The sequence below is a fragment of the Komagataeibacter diospyri genome (assembly GCF_006538165.1).
In the GTDB taxonomy this organism is placed as follows: domain Bacteria; phylum Pseudomonadota; class Alphaproteobacteria; order Acetobacterales; family Acetobacteraceae; genus Komagataeibacter; species Komagataeibacter diospyri.
Window position 1 is genome coordinate 37976 of the sequence record NZ_BDLU01000050.1, and the last position, 16814, is coordinate 54789.

The window sequence follows — 16814 nt, forward strand, 5'->3', positions numbered from 1 at the left end:
TCATGAGGGGATGCGGGCATCCTGCTTCACTGGAACGCCGCTGGCGTTCCGGCTGTTCCATTGGATCGGGACAAGTTGCGCAAAAACGGCATGCCTGCCGGGAGCGCAATGCCTTGTCCATTGGCCAGTCGTTACCTACTTGTAAGAGCATGAGCGAGAACACAGACCCCACCCCCTTTGCCGATGCCGCAACCGGCGACGGCACACCCAATCCCGCGACTGGTGAACATTCCGGCCACACGCCGGAAGCTGAAGCCGGGCAGGCCGCGGTCGATCCGCGCGTGGCCGAACTGGAGGCCGAGGTCGCGGCCCTGCGTGACAAATGGGTCCGTGCGGAAGCCGAGACCCAGAACGTCCGCAACCGTGCCAAGCGCGAGGTGGAAGACGCCCGGCAGTACGCCGTGCAGAAATTCGCCAAGGATGTGGTCGAAGCGGCCGACAACCTCAAGCGCGCGGTCGCCAGCCTGCCCCAGCCGACCGAGGGCGAGGACAGCATCCTGACCCGTATGCGTGAAGGGATCGAAAGCACCGAACGGTCGTTCGTCGGCATTCTGGAACGCAATGGCATCAAGGCGGAAGACGCGAAGGGCAAGCCCTTTGACGCCAACCTTCACCAGGCCATGGCGGAACAGCACAGCGACGAACACCCCCATGGCACCGTGATGGAGGCATGGACCCCCGCATGGACGCTGCACGGGCGGCTGCTCAAGCCGGCCATGGTTGTCGTGTCAAAGGGACCGGCGCAGGCAGGGTGAAATCGTTTCCGCGCATGTCTTCAGGCTCTTGAAAGCTGCGCGGGAGCTGCCTACATCGGATAGTAACAGCGGTGACGGCGTGCGGATGTGAAACAGACAGTCCGCCCCATCACCGGACGATATGAAAGAAAGGGTCCGTCCCGATGCTTCGGGTCAGGGCGGGCCGCTGAAAAGGAGAGTATCTGAATGAGCAAGGTTATCGGTATCGACCTTGGTACGACCAATTCCTGCGTTGCCGTGCGCGAAGGCGACGAGACGCGGGTTATCGAAAACAGCGAAGGCGCACGCACCACCCCGTCCATGGTGGCGTTTACCGACAACGGCGAAATGCTGGTCGGTCAGGCAGCGAAGCGTCAGGCGGTCACCAACCCGTCCAACACCCTGTATGCGGTCAAGCGCCTGATCGGCCGCCGTTATGACGATCCCACCGTGGCGAAGGACAAGGAACTGGTTCCCTACGCCATCGTGAAGGGTGACAACGGCGACGCATGGGTCGAGGCACAGGGCAAGAAATACGCCCCCGCGCAGATTTCCGCCTTCATCCTCGGCAAGATGAAGGAAACGGCCGAGGCTTATCTGGGCGAGAAGGTCACGCAGGCCGTCATTACGGTGCCCGCGTACTTCAACGACGCGCAGCGTCAGGCCACCAAGGACGCCGGCCGTATCGCAGGCCTGGAAGTCCTGCGTATCATCAACGAGCCGACCGCTGCCGCACTGGCCTATGGCCTGCAGAAGAAGAACGGCGGCACGGTTGCGGTCTATGACCTTGGCGGCGGCACGTTCGACGTGTCCATTCTCGAGATCTCCGACGGCGTGATCGAGGTGAAGTCCACCAACGGTGACACCTTCCTCGGCGGTGAAGACTTCGACGCCCGTATCATCGGCTTCCTGGCTGACGAGTTCAAGCGTGAGCAGGGCATCGACCTGCGTCAGGACAAGCTGGCCCTGCAGCGCCTGAAGGAAGCCGCCGAAAAGGCGAAGATCGAGCTGTCTTCGGCCAAGGAAACCGAGATCAACCTGCCGTTCATCACGGCTGATGCATCCGGCCCGAAGCACCTTGTGGTGAAGCTGAGCCGCGCCAAGCTGGAAAGCCTGGTGGACGACCTGATCCAGCGCACGCTGGAACCCTGCCGCGCTGCCATGAAGGACGCGTCGGTTTCGGCTGGTGAGATTGACGAAGTCATCCTCGTCGGCGGCATGACCCGCATGCCCAAGGTGATCGAGGCCGTTAAGGAGTTCTTCGGCAAGGAACCCGCCCGCAACGTGAACCCCGACGAAGTGGTCGCCATCGGTGCGGCTGTTCAGGGCGCGGTGCTGCAGGGTGACGTCAAGGACGTGCTGCTGCTTGACGTGACGCCGCTGTCGCTGGGTATCGAGACGCTGGGTGGCGTGTTCACCCGCCTGATCGACCGCAACACGACGATCCCGACGAAGAAGAGCCAGACCTTCTCGACCGCGGAAGACAACCAGAACGCCGTGACCATCAAGGTCTATCAGGGCGAGCGTGAAATGGCGGCTGACAACAAGCTGCTGGGCACATTCGACCTGACCGGCATCGCCCCCGCACCGCGTGGCGTGCCGCAGATCGAGGTGACGTTCGACATTGACGCCAACGGCATCGTGTCCGTCTCGGCCAAGGACAAGGCGACCGGCAAGGAACAGCAGATCAAGATCCAGGCTTCTGGTGGTCTGTCCGAGTCCGACATCGAAAAGATGGTGAAGGACGCCGAAGCCAATGCTGCTGCCGACAAGGTGAAGAAGGAACAGGTCGAGGCCCGTAACCAGGCTGAAGGTCTGACCCACCAGGTCGAAAAGTCGCTGAGCGAAGCTGGCGACAAGGTTCCGGCGGCTGACAGGACCGAAGCGGAAGCAGCGATTGCTGAAGTGCGCAAGGCTCTGGAAGGTACCGATGCGGAAGCCCTGAAGACGGCGACCGATCGCCTGACGCAGGTTGCCATGAAGGTTGGTGAAGCCGTCTACAAGGCAGGCCAGGCCGAAGGTGCGGCCGGTGCAGCAGGTGCCGCACCGGGTGGTGCGCCGAAGGACGAAAAGGTTGTCGACGCCGACTTCGAAGACGTGGACGACTCCAAGAAGTCCTGATCGCCGCGAGGCGTCATACAGGCTCCGGAATGGCGGGGCGGACCTGCGGGTCCGCCCAACCTTTCCACCAGGGTGGCGCCCGTGCTTCTGTGAAGACGGGCGCTTTTCATATTCTGTCCAGCAACACTATTCTGGAACGCGATGATCGTGCCGCGAGGATGCCGGGCGGTCGCGTTTGCTAGAGGACCCACATGGCCACCAAGATAGATTATTACGCAGTCCTTGAAGTTTCTCGCGATGCCAATGGTGACGAGATCAAGCGGGCGTATCGCAAGCTGGCCATGAAATACCATCCCGACCGGAACCCGGGGGATGGGGACGCGGAAAACAGGTTCAAGGAAATCAACGAAGCCTACGACGTGCTGAAGGATGACCAGAAGCGCGCGGCCTATGACCGGTTCGGCCATGCGGCGTTCGAAGGCGGTGGTCCCGGAGCCGGCGGCTTTGATTTCGGTGGCGGCGGTCTGGGTGACATTTTCGAACAGATGTTCGGTGACATGATGGGCGGCAGGCGCGGTGGCCGCCGTTCGGGTGCCGACCTGCAGGTGCAGGTTACCATCACCTTTGCCGAGGCGTTTGCCGGCGTTAAGAAAAAGATCACCGTTCCCACCCGCGTCACCTGCGAAAGCTGTGACGGCACCGGGTCGGCGGACAAGGATGCGAAGCCCGAAACCTGCCCTTCGTGCCATGGTGCAGGCAAGGTGCGCGCGCAGCAGGGCTTTTTCTTTGTTGAACGTCCCTGCCCCACCTGCCATGGGTCGGGTCGCCTGATCCGTAATCCGTGCAAGGAATGCCACGGCACCGGCACGGTGGAAAAGAACCGCACGATCGAGGTCGCAATCCCTGCCGGTGTGGAAGACGGTACCCGCATCCGTATTTCCGGCGAAGGGGAATCCGGCGGCAAGGGCGTGCCTGCGGGTGACCTGTATGTCCATGTGTCGGTCGAACAGCACGCGATATTCCAGCGCGATGGTGCCAACATCTACTGCCGCGTGCCCGTGCGCATGGCGCAGGCGGCGCTGGGAACCGAGATTGAGGTACCGGTCGTGGACGGGTCACGCACCAAGGTGAAGATCCCGGCGGGAACCCAGACGGGCGAACACTTCCGCCTGCGTGGCAAGGGGTTCTCGGTCCTGCGGTCTTCTGCACGTGGGGATATGTATATTCAGGTCGTGGTGGAGACGCCGCGCCACCTGACCAAGCGCCAGCGTGAACTGCTGGAGGAATTCGAAGGTGATGCGGCGGGTCATGCCAAGGGCAGCCCTGAAAGCACCGGGTTTTTCAGCAAGGTGAAGGATTTTTTTGAAGGCAAGCTGTAAGCCTGCTCCTGTCCCCACCCAGTCATGACAGGGGGGCGGTTGAAAAGACTGATTATTCAGGTGTAGGGTCATGACACTATTCATGGTGATCCCCCCCAACTTGCACCATGAGTAGGCTCAGGCGGCGCGATCCCCCGGTCGCGCCGCTATTTCTATATCTGGACACTGGTGGAGAAGACTGCATGGACGCGCAGCCATTGCGTATCGGGATCGCGGGCCTGAACGGGCGCGTAGGTCGCCTTCTGGCGGAAGAGGTGCCATCGGGTGGCGCCGTGCTGGCCGGGGGTACGACACGCGATGGTCAGAAGGTCGACGGCATTGATTGTCCGGTTTATGCCGATATTGCCGAACTCGCGCGCCACTGTGACGTCGTGATCGATTTCACCCATGCCGATACGGTTATCCCGCATGCTGCGGCACTGGCTGGAACCGGGACCGCATGGGTGCTGGGCACGACCGGCCTGTCGCCGGTCCAGCAGCAGGCAGTTGACGTGGCCGCGAAAAAGATCGCGGTGGTGCAGGCGGCCAATTTCTCCCCTGGCGTAACACTGGTCACGCGTCTTGCCCGGCAGATGGCTGCCATCCTGCCCGGTAGCGAATATGACGCCGAGATACTGGAAATGCATCATCGCCAGAAAGTCGATGCCCCGTCCGGCACGGCGCTGGCCATGGGGCGCGCGGTGGCCGAAGGCCGGGGTATCCGGCTGGAAGACCATATTGAAAGCGGCCGCGACGGCCATACCGGCCCGCGTGCGGATGGTGCGATCGGTTTTGCCGCCCTGCGTGGCGGGCAGATCGTGGGCGAGCATTCGGTCATTTTTACGTCCGGGCATGAACAGATCAGCCTGACCCACCGCTCCTTTGACCGCCGGGTCTATGCCACCGGCGCGGTCCGGGCGGCACGCTGGTTACGCAGTCGTCAGAATGGTCTTTATGACATGGAAGATGTACTGGGGCTGGAACGCCCTGCGTAAATAAGCATGCCGGACTAATGTCATGGGATGGTGGTATTCAGGGAAATGGCTTGACGCCTGATTGGGTTTCCGTCAAACGCTTCCGATCGTACGCCGGGTTCCGCAGGCGTTATTTCTCCTACTCCACACGAGGCAGACAGGACCATCATGCGTAATAAAGGCGATTTTCTGTTTACATCGGAATCGGTATCCGAAGGGCATCCCGACAAGGTCGCCGACCGGATCAGTGATACCGTTCTCGATGCATTCCTGACCGCAGACGGTGAATCGCGCGTTGCGTGTGAAACGATGGTCACCACCAACCGTATCATCCTGGCGGGTGAAGTCCGTGGCCCGGCCTCTGTTACCCCCGACCTGCTGATCCAGGGTGCGCGCGACGCGGTGAAGGACATCGGTTACGATCAGGCCGGGTTCTCCTGGCGCAATGCCGAGGTGGAATACTACCTGCACGCACAGTCTGCCGACATCGCCGTGGGCGTGGACAGCGCGGGTGAAAAGGACGAGGGCGCTGGCGACCAGGGCATCATGTTCGGCTTCGCCACGCGTGAAACCGAAAGCCTGATGCCCGCGCCGCTGTTCTACGCGCATGATATCCTCCACCGCGTGCGTGACCTGCGCAAGGCAGGTGACCCGCGTGCAGCCGCCCTGCAGCCCGACGCCAAGAGCCAGGTCACCCTGCGCTATGTTGATGGCAAGCCGGTTGGCGCCACCTCCGTCGTGATTTCCACCCAGCACGTTGAAGGGGCCAGCCAGGCCACCATCCGTGAGGAACTGGGCAGCATCGTGCGTGATGTCCTGCCGGAAGGCTGGATGCCGCCGGAAGACGAATTCTACGTCAACCCCACCGGCGTGTTCGTCATCGGTGGTCCCGATGGTGACTGTGGCCTGACGGGGCGCAAGATCATCGTGGACACCTATGGCGGTGCGGCGCCGCATGGCGGCGGCGCGTTCTCGGGCAAGGATCCGACGAAGGTTGACCGTTCGGCGGCCTATGCCTGCCGTTACCTGGCGAAGAACGTCGTGGCAGCCGGTCTGGCCGATCGCTGCACACTGCAGATTTCCTACGCCATCGGCGTGTCCCACCCGCTGTCGGTCTATGTCGACCTTGATGGCACGGGCAAGGACATTGATGAGGCAAAGCTGGGCCGCGTACTGCGCGAAGTCATGGACCTGTCCCCGCGCGGTATCCGCAAGCACCTGCGCCTGAACCGTCCGATTTACACCCAGACCTCCGCCTACGGTCACTTTGGCCGTACGCCGGACGCGGCGAAGGACGATTTCACGTGGGAACAGACCGATCTGGTCGATGCCCTGCGTGGCGCGTTCAACCGCTAAAAAACAGGGCAAGTTTTTGGGTGCCGTCTTTTTTCAAAAAGGCGGTGTTCTTTGAAGCTTTTTGAAAAAAGATTCACCAAAAACTTCCGTATTAAGGGGGCTTGCCATGTCTGCTTGCAAAAGCCGGTCGTGGCGGCCCCCGCCGTGTTTTCCCCGCCCCCATGGGGTTAATCATGCCGTGTGGTGTGCACCACGGCAGCAGGAGCAGGATTTTCGGGTATATGACGGCTTCCGTGGATGTAAAGGCATCTCCTGACCGGCTTTACGGACGCCAGCGCGGCCATCCGCTACGCCCGCGCCAGCAGCGGCTTCTGGACCAGACACTGCCGCGCATGCGCTTCCCCGAGGCGGCGATACCGGACCCGGCTTCAGCTTTCGGGCATGCGCCCGGACAGATCTGGCTGGAGGTGGGCTTTGGTGGCGGCGAACATTCGCTGGCCCAGCACGTGGCCCATCCGGATGTCGGCTATATCGCGTGCGAGGTCTTTGAAAACGGGCTGTGTTCCCTGCTGTCCCGCGTGGTGCCGGATGATGGGGAAGCAACCGCCCCCGTGCCTGACATGCTGCGGATATGGGATGAGGACGCGCGTATCCTGCTGCGCGGCCTGCCCGATGCGTCGATAGACCGTCTGTTCCTGATGTTTCCCGATCCGTGGCCCAAGTCCCGTCATGCGAAGCGGCGTTTCGTTCACCCCGAAACGGTCAGGATGGCGGCGCGTATCCTGCGTCCCGGCGCGATCTGGCGCGTGGCCAGTGACGACCCGACCTATCAGACATGGGTTGAGGAAGTGATGGGCGGGCAGGATCTGTTTGATACCGCACCGCCCGCCATGGTGCGCCCCGAAGGCTGGCCGCCCACCCGTTACGAAGCCAAGGCGCTGAAGGCTGGCCGCCAGCCGTTGTACTGGACGTTTGTCCGCCGCTGAGCAGTTATCCAGACCTCAGCCAATAGAAAAGTTTTGGGTGCCGCCTTTATTTAAAAGGCGGCGTTTCTTGCAGCTTTTAAAAAAGCTTCACCAGAAACTTTTCTTTATTTTAAAATTTCCTGATTACGACAACGACGTGCCGGTCAGTCGTTCCGCCACCTGCCACATCCGTCGTGCAATGGTCAGGTCACGCGCAGCGGCCGGAATGAAGGCTTCAGCCACATGGCCCCGCCGTTCGCCCCGGCCACCTGGCCCGTAATAGCCGCCGTCACGGGCCTCTGGTGCCATGGCGGCGAATTCTATGGGCAGCGCGCCATGGGCTGCGGACTGCCCCATCAGGCGGAAGGCCCAGATCGCGCCAAAACGGGTCAGTCGTTCCTGCAGACCCTGTTTCGTATTCAGACGGCTGGCCGCGATGTCGGTCATGGCCCAGCCGGGATGGGCGGCAATGGAATGCAGCGGCCAGCCATGGGTGCGGGCCTGTCGGTCCAGTTCCAGCGCCAGGATCAGGTCCGCCAGCTTGCTCTGCCGGTAGGCACGGAAGGGAGCATAGCGGCGACGGCCCTGCAGGTCATTAAACACGATCTGGCCCGTCAGGGCGGCCAGGCTTGCCACCGTGACCACGCGCCCACCCTGCGGGGTCGCGCACAGCAGCGGGCGCAGGCGTGCCGTCAGCGCGAAGGGACCAAGGAAATTGGTACCGAACTGAAGTTCGAACCCGTCGTGCGTTTCCATGCGCCGCGGCGTGCCCATGACACCGGCATTGTTGACCAGAATGTCCAGCCTGTCGGTTTCATCCGCCAGTTCGCGTGCGAAGGTCGCGATCGAGGCAAGGCTTGCGACATCCAGCAGCCGGAACGTGACGTCAGCCCCCGGCGCATCGTGCTGCAGCCGGGTCAGGGCGGCCAGTCCCTTGTCGGCATTGCGGCCCGCAAGCATGACCCGCGCCCCGCGTGAGGCCAGGCCCAGGGCCGTCTGGTAGCCAAGGCCACCGGTAGCTCCGGTGACAAGGGCAAGGCGTCCGTCCATGCGGGGCGCCTGTCGGATGGTCCAGTGTCTTGTCATGTGTCCGCCTGTTCTCCGGATTGGTGCATTTCCTTCAGGGCTTCGGCTTCCACCTGTGCCGTCAGGCGCGCTTCATGCCGCCGCAGGAAAATGATGGTGCATACCATCATGATTCCGCCCCCGGTTGCGACTGCTATTCCCACGGGACCGGAAATGCGCATGATCCTGTGGCCAAGGTAATAGGCGGCATAGGCATATCCACCAGCCCATATTATGCCACCGACTGCATTATATATCAGGAACCGGGACCACGGCATGTGGCTGGCCCCGGCCAGCAGGGCCACGAATACGCGCAGGATGGCAATGAAGCGTCCCGCGCATACAATGATCCCCCCATATCGCCGGAACAGGAAACGCCCGGTCTGGAGGCGTCGTGTCGTAAGCCCCACCTTCGCCCCATGGCGTTCCAGCAGCGGGTAGCCAAGCCCGCGCCCGATCAGGTAGCCAAGGTTGTCGCCCGTAATCGCGCCAATGATGGCGGCCGTCGCCACCCATGCAATATCCAGCCGGTGGGTGGTGGCGCAGTAGATTGCAGCCGAAATGACAAGGGTTTCAGCCGGAAGGGGAATGCCCATGCTTTCCAGCATGACAATAACGCCAATCACGCCATAGCCGTAATGCTGGAAAAGATGTTCGAGATGCTGAAGCAGCGGACTACCTGTCACAAATGAAAAGAGTATGTAGATTACGGATAACAGAACGTAAAACGCGGTGTGTGCAATTCCGATACCATTGGCACGCACAAATGGCAGGAGCAAGAACATGACCCAGTCCGGCACCAGCGGCACGACGGATACCGGAACACGTCCTTATGGTACATGGCCCTCGCCCGTCAGTGCAGCACTTGTGGCGGGAAAGACGGTTTCCCTGTCGGATGTGCGGGTGGACGGGCGTGACATTTACTGGATCGAGGGCCGCCCGGCCGAGGGTGGGCGGCGCGTGCTGGTTCGTGCCCGTGCGGGGCAGGTGGCTGATGTGACCCCTGCCCCGTTTGATGTCGGCACGCGGGTGCATGAATATGGCGGTGGTGCTTATGCGGTATGTCAGGGTGTCATTGCGTTCAGCAACCGCCGCGACGGCAGCCTGTGGCTGGTGGAAGGGGGGAAACCCCGCTGTCTCTCGACCGGGGCGGGGCTGTGGTATGCCGACCTGACATTCAGCCCCGATGGTCGTTTCCTGTTCTGTGTGCGTGAAGACCACCGCCCGGAAGACGAGGAACCCGCCGCCGCCATCGTGGTGCTGGACTGCGCCATTACGGTAGACCCGGCGTTCAATGGTGGCACGCCGCTGGTCATGGGGCCGGATTTTCTGTCATCTCCCCGTCCTTCGCCCGATGGACGGTATATGGCATGGATCGAATGGGACCATCCGGCCATGCCGTGGGACGCCACCCGGCTGCGTGTCGCGACCCTGCTGCAGGAAGGGGACGATCCGCCGCGCCTTGCCGCGCCATGGAGTGCCGCGGGCGATGACGGGCAGGCGGAATCGGTCATCGAACCGTGCTGGGACGCGGCGGGGCGGCTGCTGGCGCTGTCCGATCGCAGCGGGTGGTGGAATCTCTACCGGTTTGATACGACGTCCTCCTCTCCCGTGGCGCTGGCGCCCATGAAAGCTGAAATCGGTCAGCCGCACTGGGTATTCGGCCTGCGCAGTTACGTACCGCTGGCGGATGGCAGCATTCTGGCCATGGTCATCAACGACGGTGATACCCGTATGGTTTCCATCCATGATGGTGTGGTGACCCCGCTGGACCTTGGCCATCCCTCCGGCTGTCCCGTTCCGGTGGAAGGGGACGGGTTTGCATGGCTGGATGCGCCGCCAGATAACGCGGCGGCCGTAGTGCGTGGCCAGCCGGGACAGCCGCCGCAGGTCCTGCGGCGGGCGACGGAACTGCCACTGTCGGCGGATGATATCGCCCGCCCTGCCCCGATCCACTTTCCCCTGCCCGGTGGTGAGGGCACGGGACACGCCTTTTTCTATGCGCCCGCCAGCGCCCGTTATCGTGGGCCGGAGGGGGAAAAGCCGCCGCTGGTCGTCGTTGCCCATGGTGGTCCCACGGGGCGGGCCAATCCGGCCTTTTCATTCAAGGTGCAGTGGTGGACCAGCCGGGGCTTTGCCGTGGTCGATGTCAATTATGGTGGCTCAACCGGTTTTGGCCGCGCCTACCGGCAGCGGCTGGAACGGCAGTGGGGCGTGGTGGATGTGGATGACTGCATCGCCGCCTGCCAGTATCTCGTCACGACCGGACAGGTTGACCCCGCCCGCATTGTCATACGGGGCAGCAGCGCGGGCGGCCTGACCGTGCTGCTGGCGCTGGCGCGCTCCCGCCTGTTCGCGGCGGGTACCAGCCTGTATGGCGTGACCGACCTGCGCGCGCTGGCGCAGGATACGCACAAGTTTGAATCGCGTTATCTGGATACGCTGGTAGGTCCCTACCCTGCGGATGAAACGACCTATCTGGCCCGTTCCCCCATAACCCAGGTGGCGAACATCAGGGTGCCGGTCCTGTTCCTGCAGGGACTTGATGACCGGGTCGTGCCACCTGCGCAGGCGGAGTCCATGGTCGCGGCGCTGCGTGGACGCGGGGTAACCTGCGCGCTGTACGAATTTGAAGGTGAAGGGCACGGCTTCCGGCAGGAAACGACCATACGCAGGGCATGGGAACTGGAACTGGCGTTTTACCAGCAGGTGCTGGCCTTGCCTGCCTCCCCTGCCCTGCATGTGAACCTGACTGCCCAGCAATCCGAAAAAGTCGTTTGAGCCGTAAAAAGCTTCACCAGAAACTTGTATTATTGCCTGAATGCAAAACGGGCGTTCCCTGATCGGAACGCCCGTTTTTTACTGGTGCCGACTGTATGCCGTGTTGTCGGCTATTATTCTTCTTCCTCGACAATGCCGGTGTTGCCGCGTGTCGGGCGGAAGCGGCCTTCACGCAGGGCTTCCTCGATATCTTCCAGCGAGGCGCCACGTGTTTCAGGCACCATGAAATACACGAACAGGACCGACAGCAGGTTGACGCCTGCATAGAACCACATCGTGCCCCCCAGCGTGATCTTGGTGACCAGTGTCAGCGCCGTGCTGGTCACCAGCAGGTCACTGCCCCACAGCATGGCCGAATGCAGGCTGGTGGCGTTGCCGCGCATGGAAAGCGGGAACATCTCCGCCCCCAGCAGCCAGCCCACGACCTGGATGCCACCGGCGTTGAACACCATGAACAGCAGCATGAAAACAATGATCAGCCAGCTACCCATGCTGCCCGGCTGCGGGTGCAGCAGGAACATGATGCCAAGCCCGATCAGGCTGACCACACTGCCCGGCCCCATGACCAGCACCAGCCTGCGGCGGCCGATGCGGTCGACAATGTTCGATCCCAGCACGGTCATGACCAGATAGATGATCGAAATGCCAATGCTGGCCATCAACGCGGATGAACTGCCAAATCCCGCATCCGACAGGAAGGTCGGCGCATAGTAGATCATCATTTCCAGACCACCCGCCTGCGTGAAGAAGGCCACGCCAAGTGCGGCGACAAGGGCCGGACGCACCCAAGGCTGGCGCAGGCCGCGCCAGCCAATGTCGCGCGGGTCGGTTTCCTCGTTCGCATTGGCGTGGATACGGCGCATTTCGCGCCGGATGTCACGTTCGGAGGTGCGGATGCGCTGCAACTGTTCCAGCGCGGAATCCAGGCTTTCATGTTCCGCCGCCCAGCGCGGGCTTTTGGGCAGGAAGAACATGGAAATGAACACGACGGCAGCAGGTATGGCGGCAATCGCCACCATTGGTCGCCAGCCCCATGCATCACGCGCGGCAAAGCCGATGATGTTGGCGGCAAAGATGCCGATGCCGATGGCGATGTTGAACATCGTGACCATGTGCCCGCGCTTGTGCGCTGGCGCCAGTTCCGAGATGTACATGGGCACCACCTGCGTGGACCCGCCAACCGCCAGCCCCAGGAACACACGCGAAATGATCAGCATGTAAACATCTGGCGAAAAGGCGCAGGCCAGCGCACCCAGAACGAAAATGGCCGTGACGATCATGATGGACTTGCGGCGTCCATAATGTTCGGACATCCACCCGGTCAGCAGCGAACCCATCACGGCGCCCGCCAGAATGGCGGAGGCCACCATCTCCTGATAGAAACTGCTGAGGTGGAAATCACGCGTAATCAGCAGCAGCGCGCCCGAGACGATCCCGGTATCGTAACCATAGAGGCCGCCACAGATTGCGGCCACGATGGCTGCGAGCCATAAGGTCTTGCGTGCGTTGGGGGAAATCTCGATCTGGGACATGTCGGGCAACGGTTCCGTTGCCTGTGGCGTGGGGTGTTGCGCTGGTGGGGTCTGGTTATTCATGCGGATGCCTGTTCCTTCCTTCTTCTTATAATTCGTTCGTCGTGGCCGGGTTCCCGGAACGGCATCAACCGTCCCGGGTGCGGTGGGCCTGCAGGGCCGCTTTCATGCTGGCGACCTGACGCATTGCATCATGCAGGCGGGACCAGTCATCGGTCGCCGCGATGGGCTGCCAGACGGCTTCCACCGTTTCGACAGACATCACGCACGGGGTTCCATTGTGGAAATACGGCTGTGACAGGTCGATGCCCCGTACCGGTTCATGTTGCATGATCCGGTCGTGCAGGGGACGGAAACCGTCCTGCGTATAAAAGTCTCCACGCGGTCCTGTTGTTGCACGTTTCTGGCTCTGTTCGCCACCATACCAGTCAAAAAACGGAAATTCAAATCCAATCTGGCTTTCATCCATGAAAGAAAAAAGACATTCGCGCAGATCAGTAGATGATTTTCTTGAAATCTCCTTCAGTCCAAGTCGATTAAGCACTGAAATATCAAGAAAGCGTTCATATCGTTCCCAGAAGTCATCAAAAATACTTTGTATTTTCTCAAGTGTGGAAAGGGAAATCAGGCACTCCCCCAGCCGGGCCACGTTCCACATCATCGCCTCGGGCTGACGGCCATAAGCATACAGGCCGGAATGATCGAAATAGGCGGCGGTGAAGGTCGGATTGAACGTGGGCGCGAACCGCCATGGCCCGTAATCGAAACTTTCGCCAGTAATGTTGATGTTATCGGTGTTGAGCACGCCATGCACGAAGCCTGCGGTCATCCACTGCGCGGTCATTTCGGCAATGCGGGTCGTGGCGGCGTCATACAGGGCCGCGGCGGGATCGGCGGTGCCGGTCAGGTCCGGGTAATAGGTTTCGATCACATATTCCGTCAGCCGGTTCAGGCTTGCGCGGTCTTCATTGGCGACAAGGCGCTGGAACGTGCCGATGCGGATGTGGGAATGGCTCAGGCGGGACAGGACACATGACCGCGTGGGGGACGGTTCATCCCCACGGTGCAGGTTTTCGCCCGTTTCCACCACGCTCAGCGTGCGTGAGGTGCGCACACCTGCCGCATCCAGCCGTTCACTGGCCAGGATTTCGCGCAGGCCCCCCTTCAGCGTCAGGCGGCCATCGCCGCCGCGTGACCATGGCGTGGTGCCACTGCCCTTGGTGCCGATATCCAGCACGCGCTGGTCCACGCTGTCTTCAAGCTGTGCGAACAGGAAGCCCCGGCCATCGCCAAGGTCGGGATTGTACGCCCGGAACTGGTGGCCGTGATAGCGCAGGGCCAGTGGCTGTGACAGCGACCCGGGCAGGGGGTCGAAATACCCGAAATGGCGCACCCATTCGGTGTCAGTGAGCGTGTCCAGTCCTATGCGGGGGGACACGTCATCATTGCGGTAGCGCAGGACGTGGGCGGGGAAGGTGGCGGCCTGCACCACGTCATAGAATTCATCCCCCAGTCGGCTGTGATGGGTAAGGGGCATGTAACGGTCGGAAAATGGCATTTCTATATACTTTATGTGTGATAATAAATTATTACTTATCCAGACTGGCGGTTACCAGACCCAGGGGCTGACAGGCATGCTCATGCAGGCAGGCTGCAATTTCATGTGGACGGACGACATCGACGCGGTCGGGTATCCAGTGCGGGGCATTATCCTTGTCAATCAGGCGCGCACGCACGCCTTCGGTAAAATCGGGACGCTGCAGCAGGTGACAGACCAACTGGAATTCCTGCTCCAGCACATGGTCCAGGTTCGGCAGGTCGCGGGCGGCATGCCAGGCGGCCAGGGTGATGCACAGTGAAAACGGGCATGCAGCCTCCAGTGCCGTCAGGTCCGCGCGCGCCCACGCGGCCGGGTGGGCGCGCAACCTGTGCAGCAGTTCGGGTATGTCCGGTGCATCATAAACCGGGGCAATGGTCGCCGTATCCGGACCTGCGTCCATGGGTGCACATGGTGGCAGGCTGTCCATCACCCTGCCTGCGGGCTGTCGGGTCAGGGCATGCCTTATGGCGTCCAGCGTGCTGGAATGGGCCATCCGGTCGGCCAGGCCCGCGTCGATGGCCTGTGTCGCGTTCATCCGTCCCCCCGTCAGCGCAAGGCGCAGCCCACTCAGTCCCGGCGCGCGGGACAGCAGATAGGACCCTCCGGCATCCGGCGTCAGCGCAATGGCGGTTTCGGGCATGGCAAGGATGGCACGTTCGGTCACGACCCTGTGGCGGACATGGCCGCCCAGCCCGATGCCGCCCCCCATGGCGATGCCATCCATGAACGAGACCACCGGCTTGGGATACCCCGCCAGCACGGAAGCAAGGCGGTAGCTGTAACGGAATGGCATGGCCCCGTCTTCCAGTCCCCCCGTTTCCAGCCGTTTGCGGATGGCGCGGATATCCCCCCCGGCGCAGAAGGCGCGCGGGCTTGCGCTGTCGATCAGCACGGTCTCGATCGCCGGGTCATCGCGCCATGCGCGCAGGCAGGCGTCAATGCCTTCCAGCATGTCCATGTTCAGGGCGTTGAGTGCCGATGGCCGGTCGAGTGTGATGCGTCCCAGCCGACCGGTATGGTTTATGTGGATCAGTCCGGTGTCCATGATGTCTCCTTGATGCGGTTTGCTGTGTTCAACCGGTACAGAATGCGCTACCCCCGCTATCGTCCGGCGTCACGGCTGCGTGCGGACCACAGGCATGCAACAGCTACTGAGGCATAAGCACCATGGGGATTGACGCCCTCACCTTTCGTAACGCCATGGCGCGGCTTGGCGCGGCGGTAAACGTTGTCACGACCGGAACACTTGATGATCCGGCGGGTTTTACGGCATCCGCCGTCTGTTCGGTTACCGATACGCCGCCGACCATCCTGGTCTGCCTTAACCGCAATTCACGGGTGCGCGACCGTTTCCGCGTGGATGCGGCCATGTGCATCAACGTGCTTGCCGCCGACCAGCAGGATATATCCGGCGTGTTCGCAAGCCCGCTGGAACAGGCGGAACGCTTCCGTTCCGGTCACTGGGACACGCTGACCACCGGTGCGCCCGTGCTGGATGAAGCCGTGCTGTCGCTGGACTGCCGGATCGAGCGTATTGTGGAAGTCGGCACTCACAGTGTCATGTTCGGCGCGGTGGAAAGCCTGCGCAACAGCAGCCCGCGTGGTGGACTGGTCTATTTCAACCGTACCTACCACATGTTGCCCCATGATGGGGATGAATAGGCTGTCTTTTCCAGGTTAAGGAAAAATCCAGCCTTTTGCGGCATGACAGGCCGGATGGACCGACAGGCAGAGGGGGCAGCGGGCATGGAGGATACACCCGGCAGGGCAGGCATGCGCACGGACAGGGTTCCTGTCTTGACGCTGCGCGGGCTGATCTGGATACATGCAGGCCTAGCCCTGTTCATGGCGTTTATGGCCATGTGGGCGGATCACCTGCCGGATTGACCCTGCCCGGGCTGACATCGGGCGTGGAAAGCATGCCGGTAACCGGACACAGGAGCACCAGAAGTGGCCCGCACGATACAGACGGCCGGAACCGGTCTGCCCGATGGGGTGGAACCCCTGCTTGATCAGGCGGCGGCCGTATGTCTGGCGCGCGCCGTCAGGCTTACGGAAATCCGCAGGCTGGTGCTGGGGCTGGTGCTGGCGGCGGACCGGCCGCTGGGGGCCTATGACCTGCTGGAACAGATCCGCATAAGCCGTGGCAAACCGGTGGCGCCGCCCACGGTTTACCGGGCGCTGGACTTCCTTATGGAACAGGGGCTGATTCACAAGATCGAACGTCTGTCCGCCTTTGCCGGGTGTCGGCACATGCTGGAATCCGGGCATGCCTGCCACGGGCATGTCCATGCCGCGCAGTTCCTGATCTGCAGCAAATGCGGGCGTGTGACCGAGCTGGATGATCCCCATATCCTCAAGGCGCTGCTGGAGGTCACGCTGGCGCGTGGCTTTTCGGTCCGCCAGACCACCATAGAGGCGGAGGGCCTGTGCGCGGCATGCGCATAA

General features: G+C 62.0%; 15 protein-coding genes. 10 read left to right on the forward strand and 5 right to left on the reverse strand.

The window, feature by feature from the left end; all coding sequences use genetic code 11:
* Positions 1 to 149: 149 nt before the first annotated feature.
* From MSKU9_RS11215 to trmB, 6 genes are all read left to right on the forward strand, one after another.
* Positions 150 to 755, forward strand: a complete 606-nt coding sequence (locus MSKU9_RS11215; protein WP_141261528.1) for a nucleotide exchange factor GrpE — start codon at positions 150 to 152, stop codon at positions 753 to 755.
* A gap of 186 nt (positions 756 to 941) precedes the next feature.
* Entirely contained in the window at positions 942 to 2855 is a 1914-nt protein-coding gene (gene dnaK, locus MSKU9_RS11220; RefSeq protein ID WP_141261529.1) for a molecular chaperone DnaK, read from the forward strand.
* A 191-nt stretch (positions 2856 to 3046) separates the two neighbouring features.
* Complete coding sequence (dnaJ, locus tag MSKU9_RS11225) at positions 3047 to 4174, forward strand: molecular chaperone DnaJ (protein WP_141261530.1); 1128 nt, start codon at positions 3047 to 3049, stop codon at positions 4172 to 4174.
* 182 nt (positions 4175 to 4356) lie between these two features.
* Positions 4357 to 5148 carry a 4-hydroxy-tetrahydrodipicolinate reductase gene (gene dapB, locus MSKU9_RS11230; protein WP_141261531.1) on the forward strand — a complete coding sequence of 264 codons (792 nt, stop codon included), beginning with the start codon at positions 4357 to 4359 and terminating at the stop codon, positions 5146 to 5148.
* A gap of 147 nt (positions 5149 to 5295) precedes the next feature.
* On the forward strand, positions 5296 to 6483 hold the full coding sequence (gene metK / locus MSKU9_RS11235) for a methionine adenosyltransferase (RefSeq protein ID WP_141261532.1): 1188 nt from the start codon (positions 5296 to 5298) through the stop codon (positions 6481 to 6483).
* A gap of 221 nt (positions 6484 to 6704) precedes the next feature.
* Positions 6705 to 7409: a tRNA (guanine(46)-N(7))-methyltransferase TrmB gene (gene trmB, locus MSKU9_RS11240; protein WP_141261533.1), complete on the forward strand. Its 705-nt coding sequence runs from the start codon at positions 6705 to 6707 to the stop codon at positions 7407 to 7409.
* Between the two features lie 123 nt (positions 7410 to 7532).
* Here trmB and MSKU9_RS11245 read toward each other — a convergent pair whose 3' ends face one another.
* Positions 7533 to 8474, reverse strand: coding sequence for an SDR family oxidoreductase (locus MSKU9_RS11245; protein WP_141261534.1), 942 nt, complete (start codon positions 8472 to 8474; stop codon positions 7533 to 7535).
* Positions 8471 to 9238, reverse strand: coding sequence for a DedA family protein (locus MSKU9_RS11250; protein ID WP_141261535.1), 768 nt, complete (start codon positions 9236 to 9238; stop codon positions 8471 to 8473). The genes MSKU9_RS11245 and MSKU9_RS11250 overlap by 4 nt, the downstream gene beginning before the upstream one ends.
* On the opposite strand from MSKU9_RS11250, the gene MSKU9_RS11255 reads away from it, so the two are divergent.
* Complete coding sequence (locus tag MSKU9_RS11255) at positions 9237 to 11234, forward strand: S9 family peptidase (RefSeq protein WP_141261536.1); 1998 nt, start codon at positions 9237 to 9239, stop codon at positions 11232 to 11234. The genes MSKU9_RS11250 and MSKU9_RS11255 overlap by 2 nt on opposite strands.
* 113 nt (positions 11235 to 11347) lie before the next feature.
* Here the strand turns inward: MSKU9_RS11255 and MSKU9_RS11260 are convergent, their stop codons facing one another.
* The 3 genes from MSKU9_RS11260 to MSKU9_RS11270 all read right to left on the reverse strand — a co-directional run bounded on the left by MSKU9_RS11260 (position 11348) and on the right by MSKU9_RS11270 (position 15411).
* Positions 11348 to 12829, reverse strand: coding sequence for a sugar porter family MFS transporter (locus MSKU9_RS11260; protein ID WP_141261537.1), 1482 nt, complete (start codon positions 12827 to 12829; stop codon positions 11348 to 11350).
* 64 nt (positions 12830 to 12893) lie between these two features.
* Positions 12894 to 14324 (reverse strand): protein adenylyltransferase SelO family protein, encoded by a 1431-nt coding sequence (locus tag MSKU9_RS11265; RefSeq protein ID WP_141261538.1) that lies wholly within the window; start codon positions 14322 to 14324, stop codon positions 12894 to 12896.
* 31 nt (positions 14325 to 14355) lie between these two features.
* Positions 14356 to 15411: an enoyl-CoA hydratase/isomerase family protein gene (locus MSKU9_RS11270; protein WP_141261539.1), complete on the reverse strand. Its 1056-nt coding sequence runs from the start codon at positions 15409 to 15411 to the stop codon at positions 14356 to 14358.
* A 122-nt stretch (positions 15412 to 15533) separates the two neighbouring features.
* On the opposite strand from MSKU9_RS11270, the gene MSKU9_RS11275 reads away from it, so the two are divergent.
* The 3 genes from MSKU9_RS11275 to MSKU9_RS11285 all read left to right on the forward strand — a co-directional run bounded on the left by MSKU9_RS11275 (position 15534) and on the right by MSKU9_RS11285 (position 16814).
* On the forward strand, positions 15534 to 16028 hold the full coding sequence (locus tag MSKU9_RS11275) for a flavin reductase (RefSeq protein WP_141261540.1): 495 nt from the start codon (positions 15534 to 15536) through the stop codon (positions 16026 to 16028).
* A gap of 54 nt (positions 16029 to 16082) precedes the next feature.
* Positions 16083 to 16253 carry a hypothetical protein gene (locus MSKU9_RS11280; protein ID WP_227002469.1) on the forward strand — a complete coding sequence of 57 codons (171 nt, stop codon included), beginning with the start codon at positions 16083 to 16085 and terminating at the stop codon, positions 16251 to 16253.
* Between the two features lie 63 nt (positions 16254 to 16316).
* Positions 16317 to 16814: a transcriptional repressor gene (locus MSKU9_RS11285; RefSeq protein WP_141261542.1), complete on the forward strand. Its 498-nt coding sequence runs from the start codon at positions 16317 to 16319 to the stop codon at positions 16812 to 16814.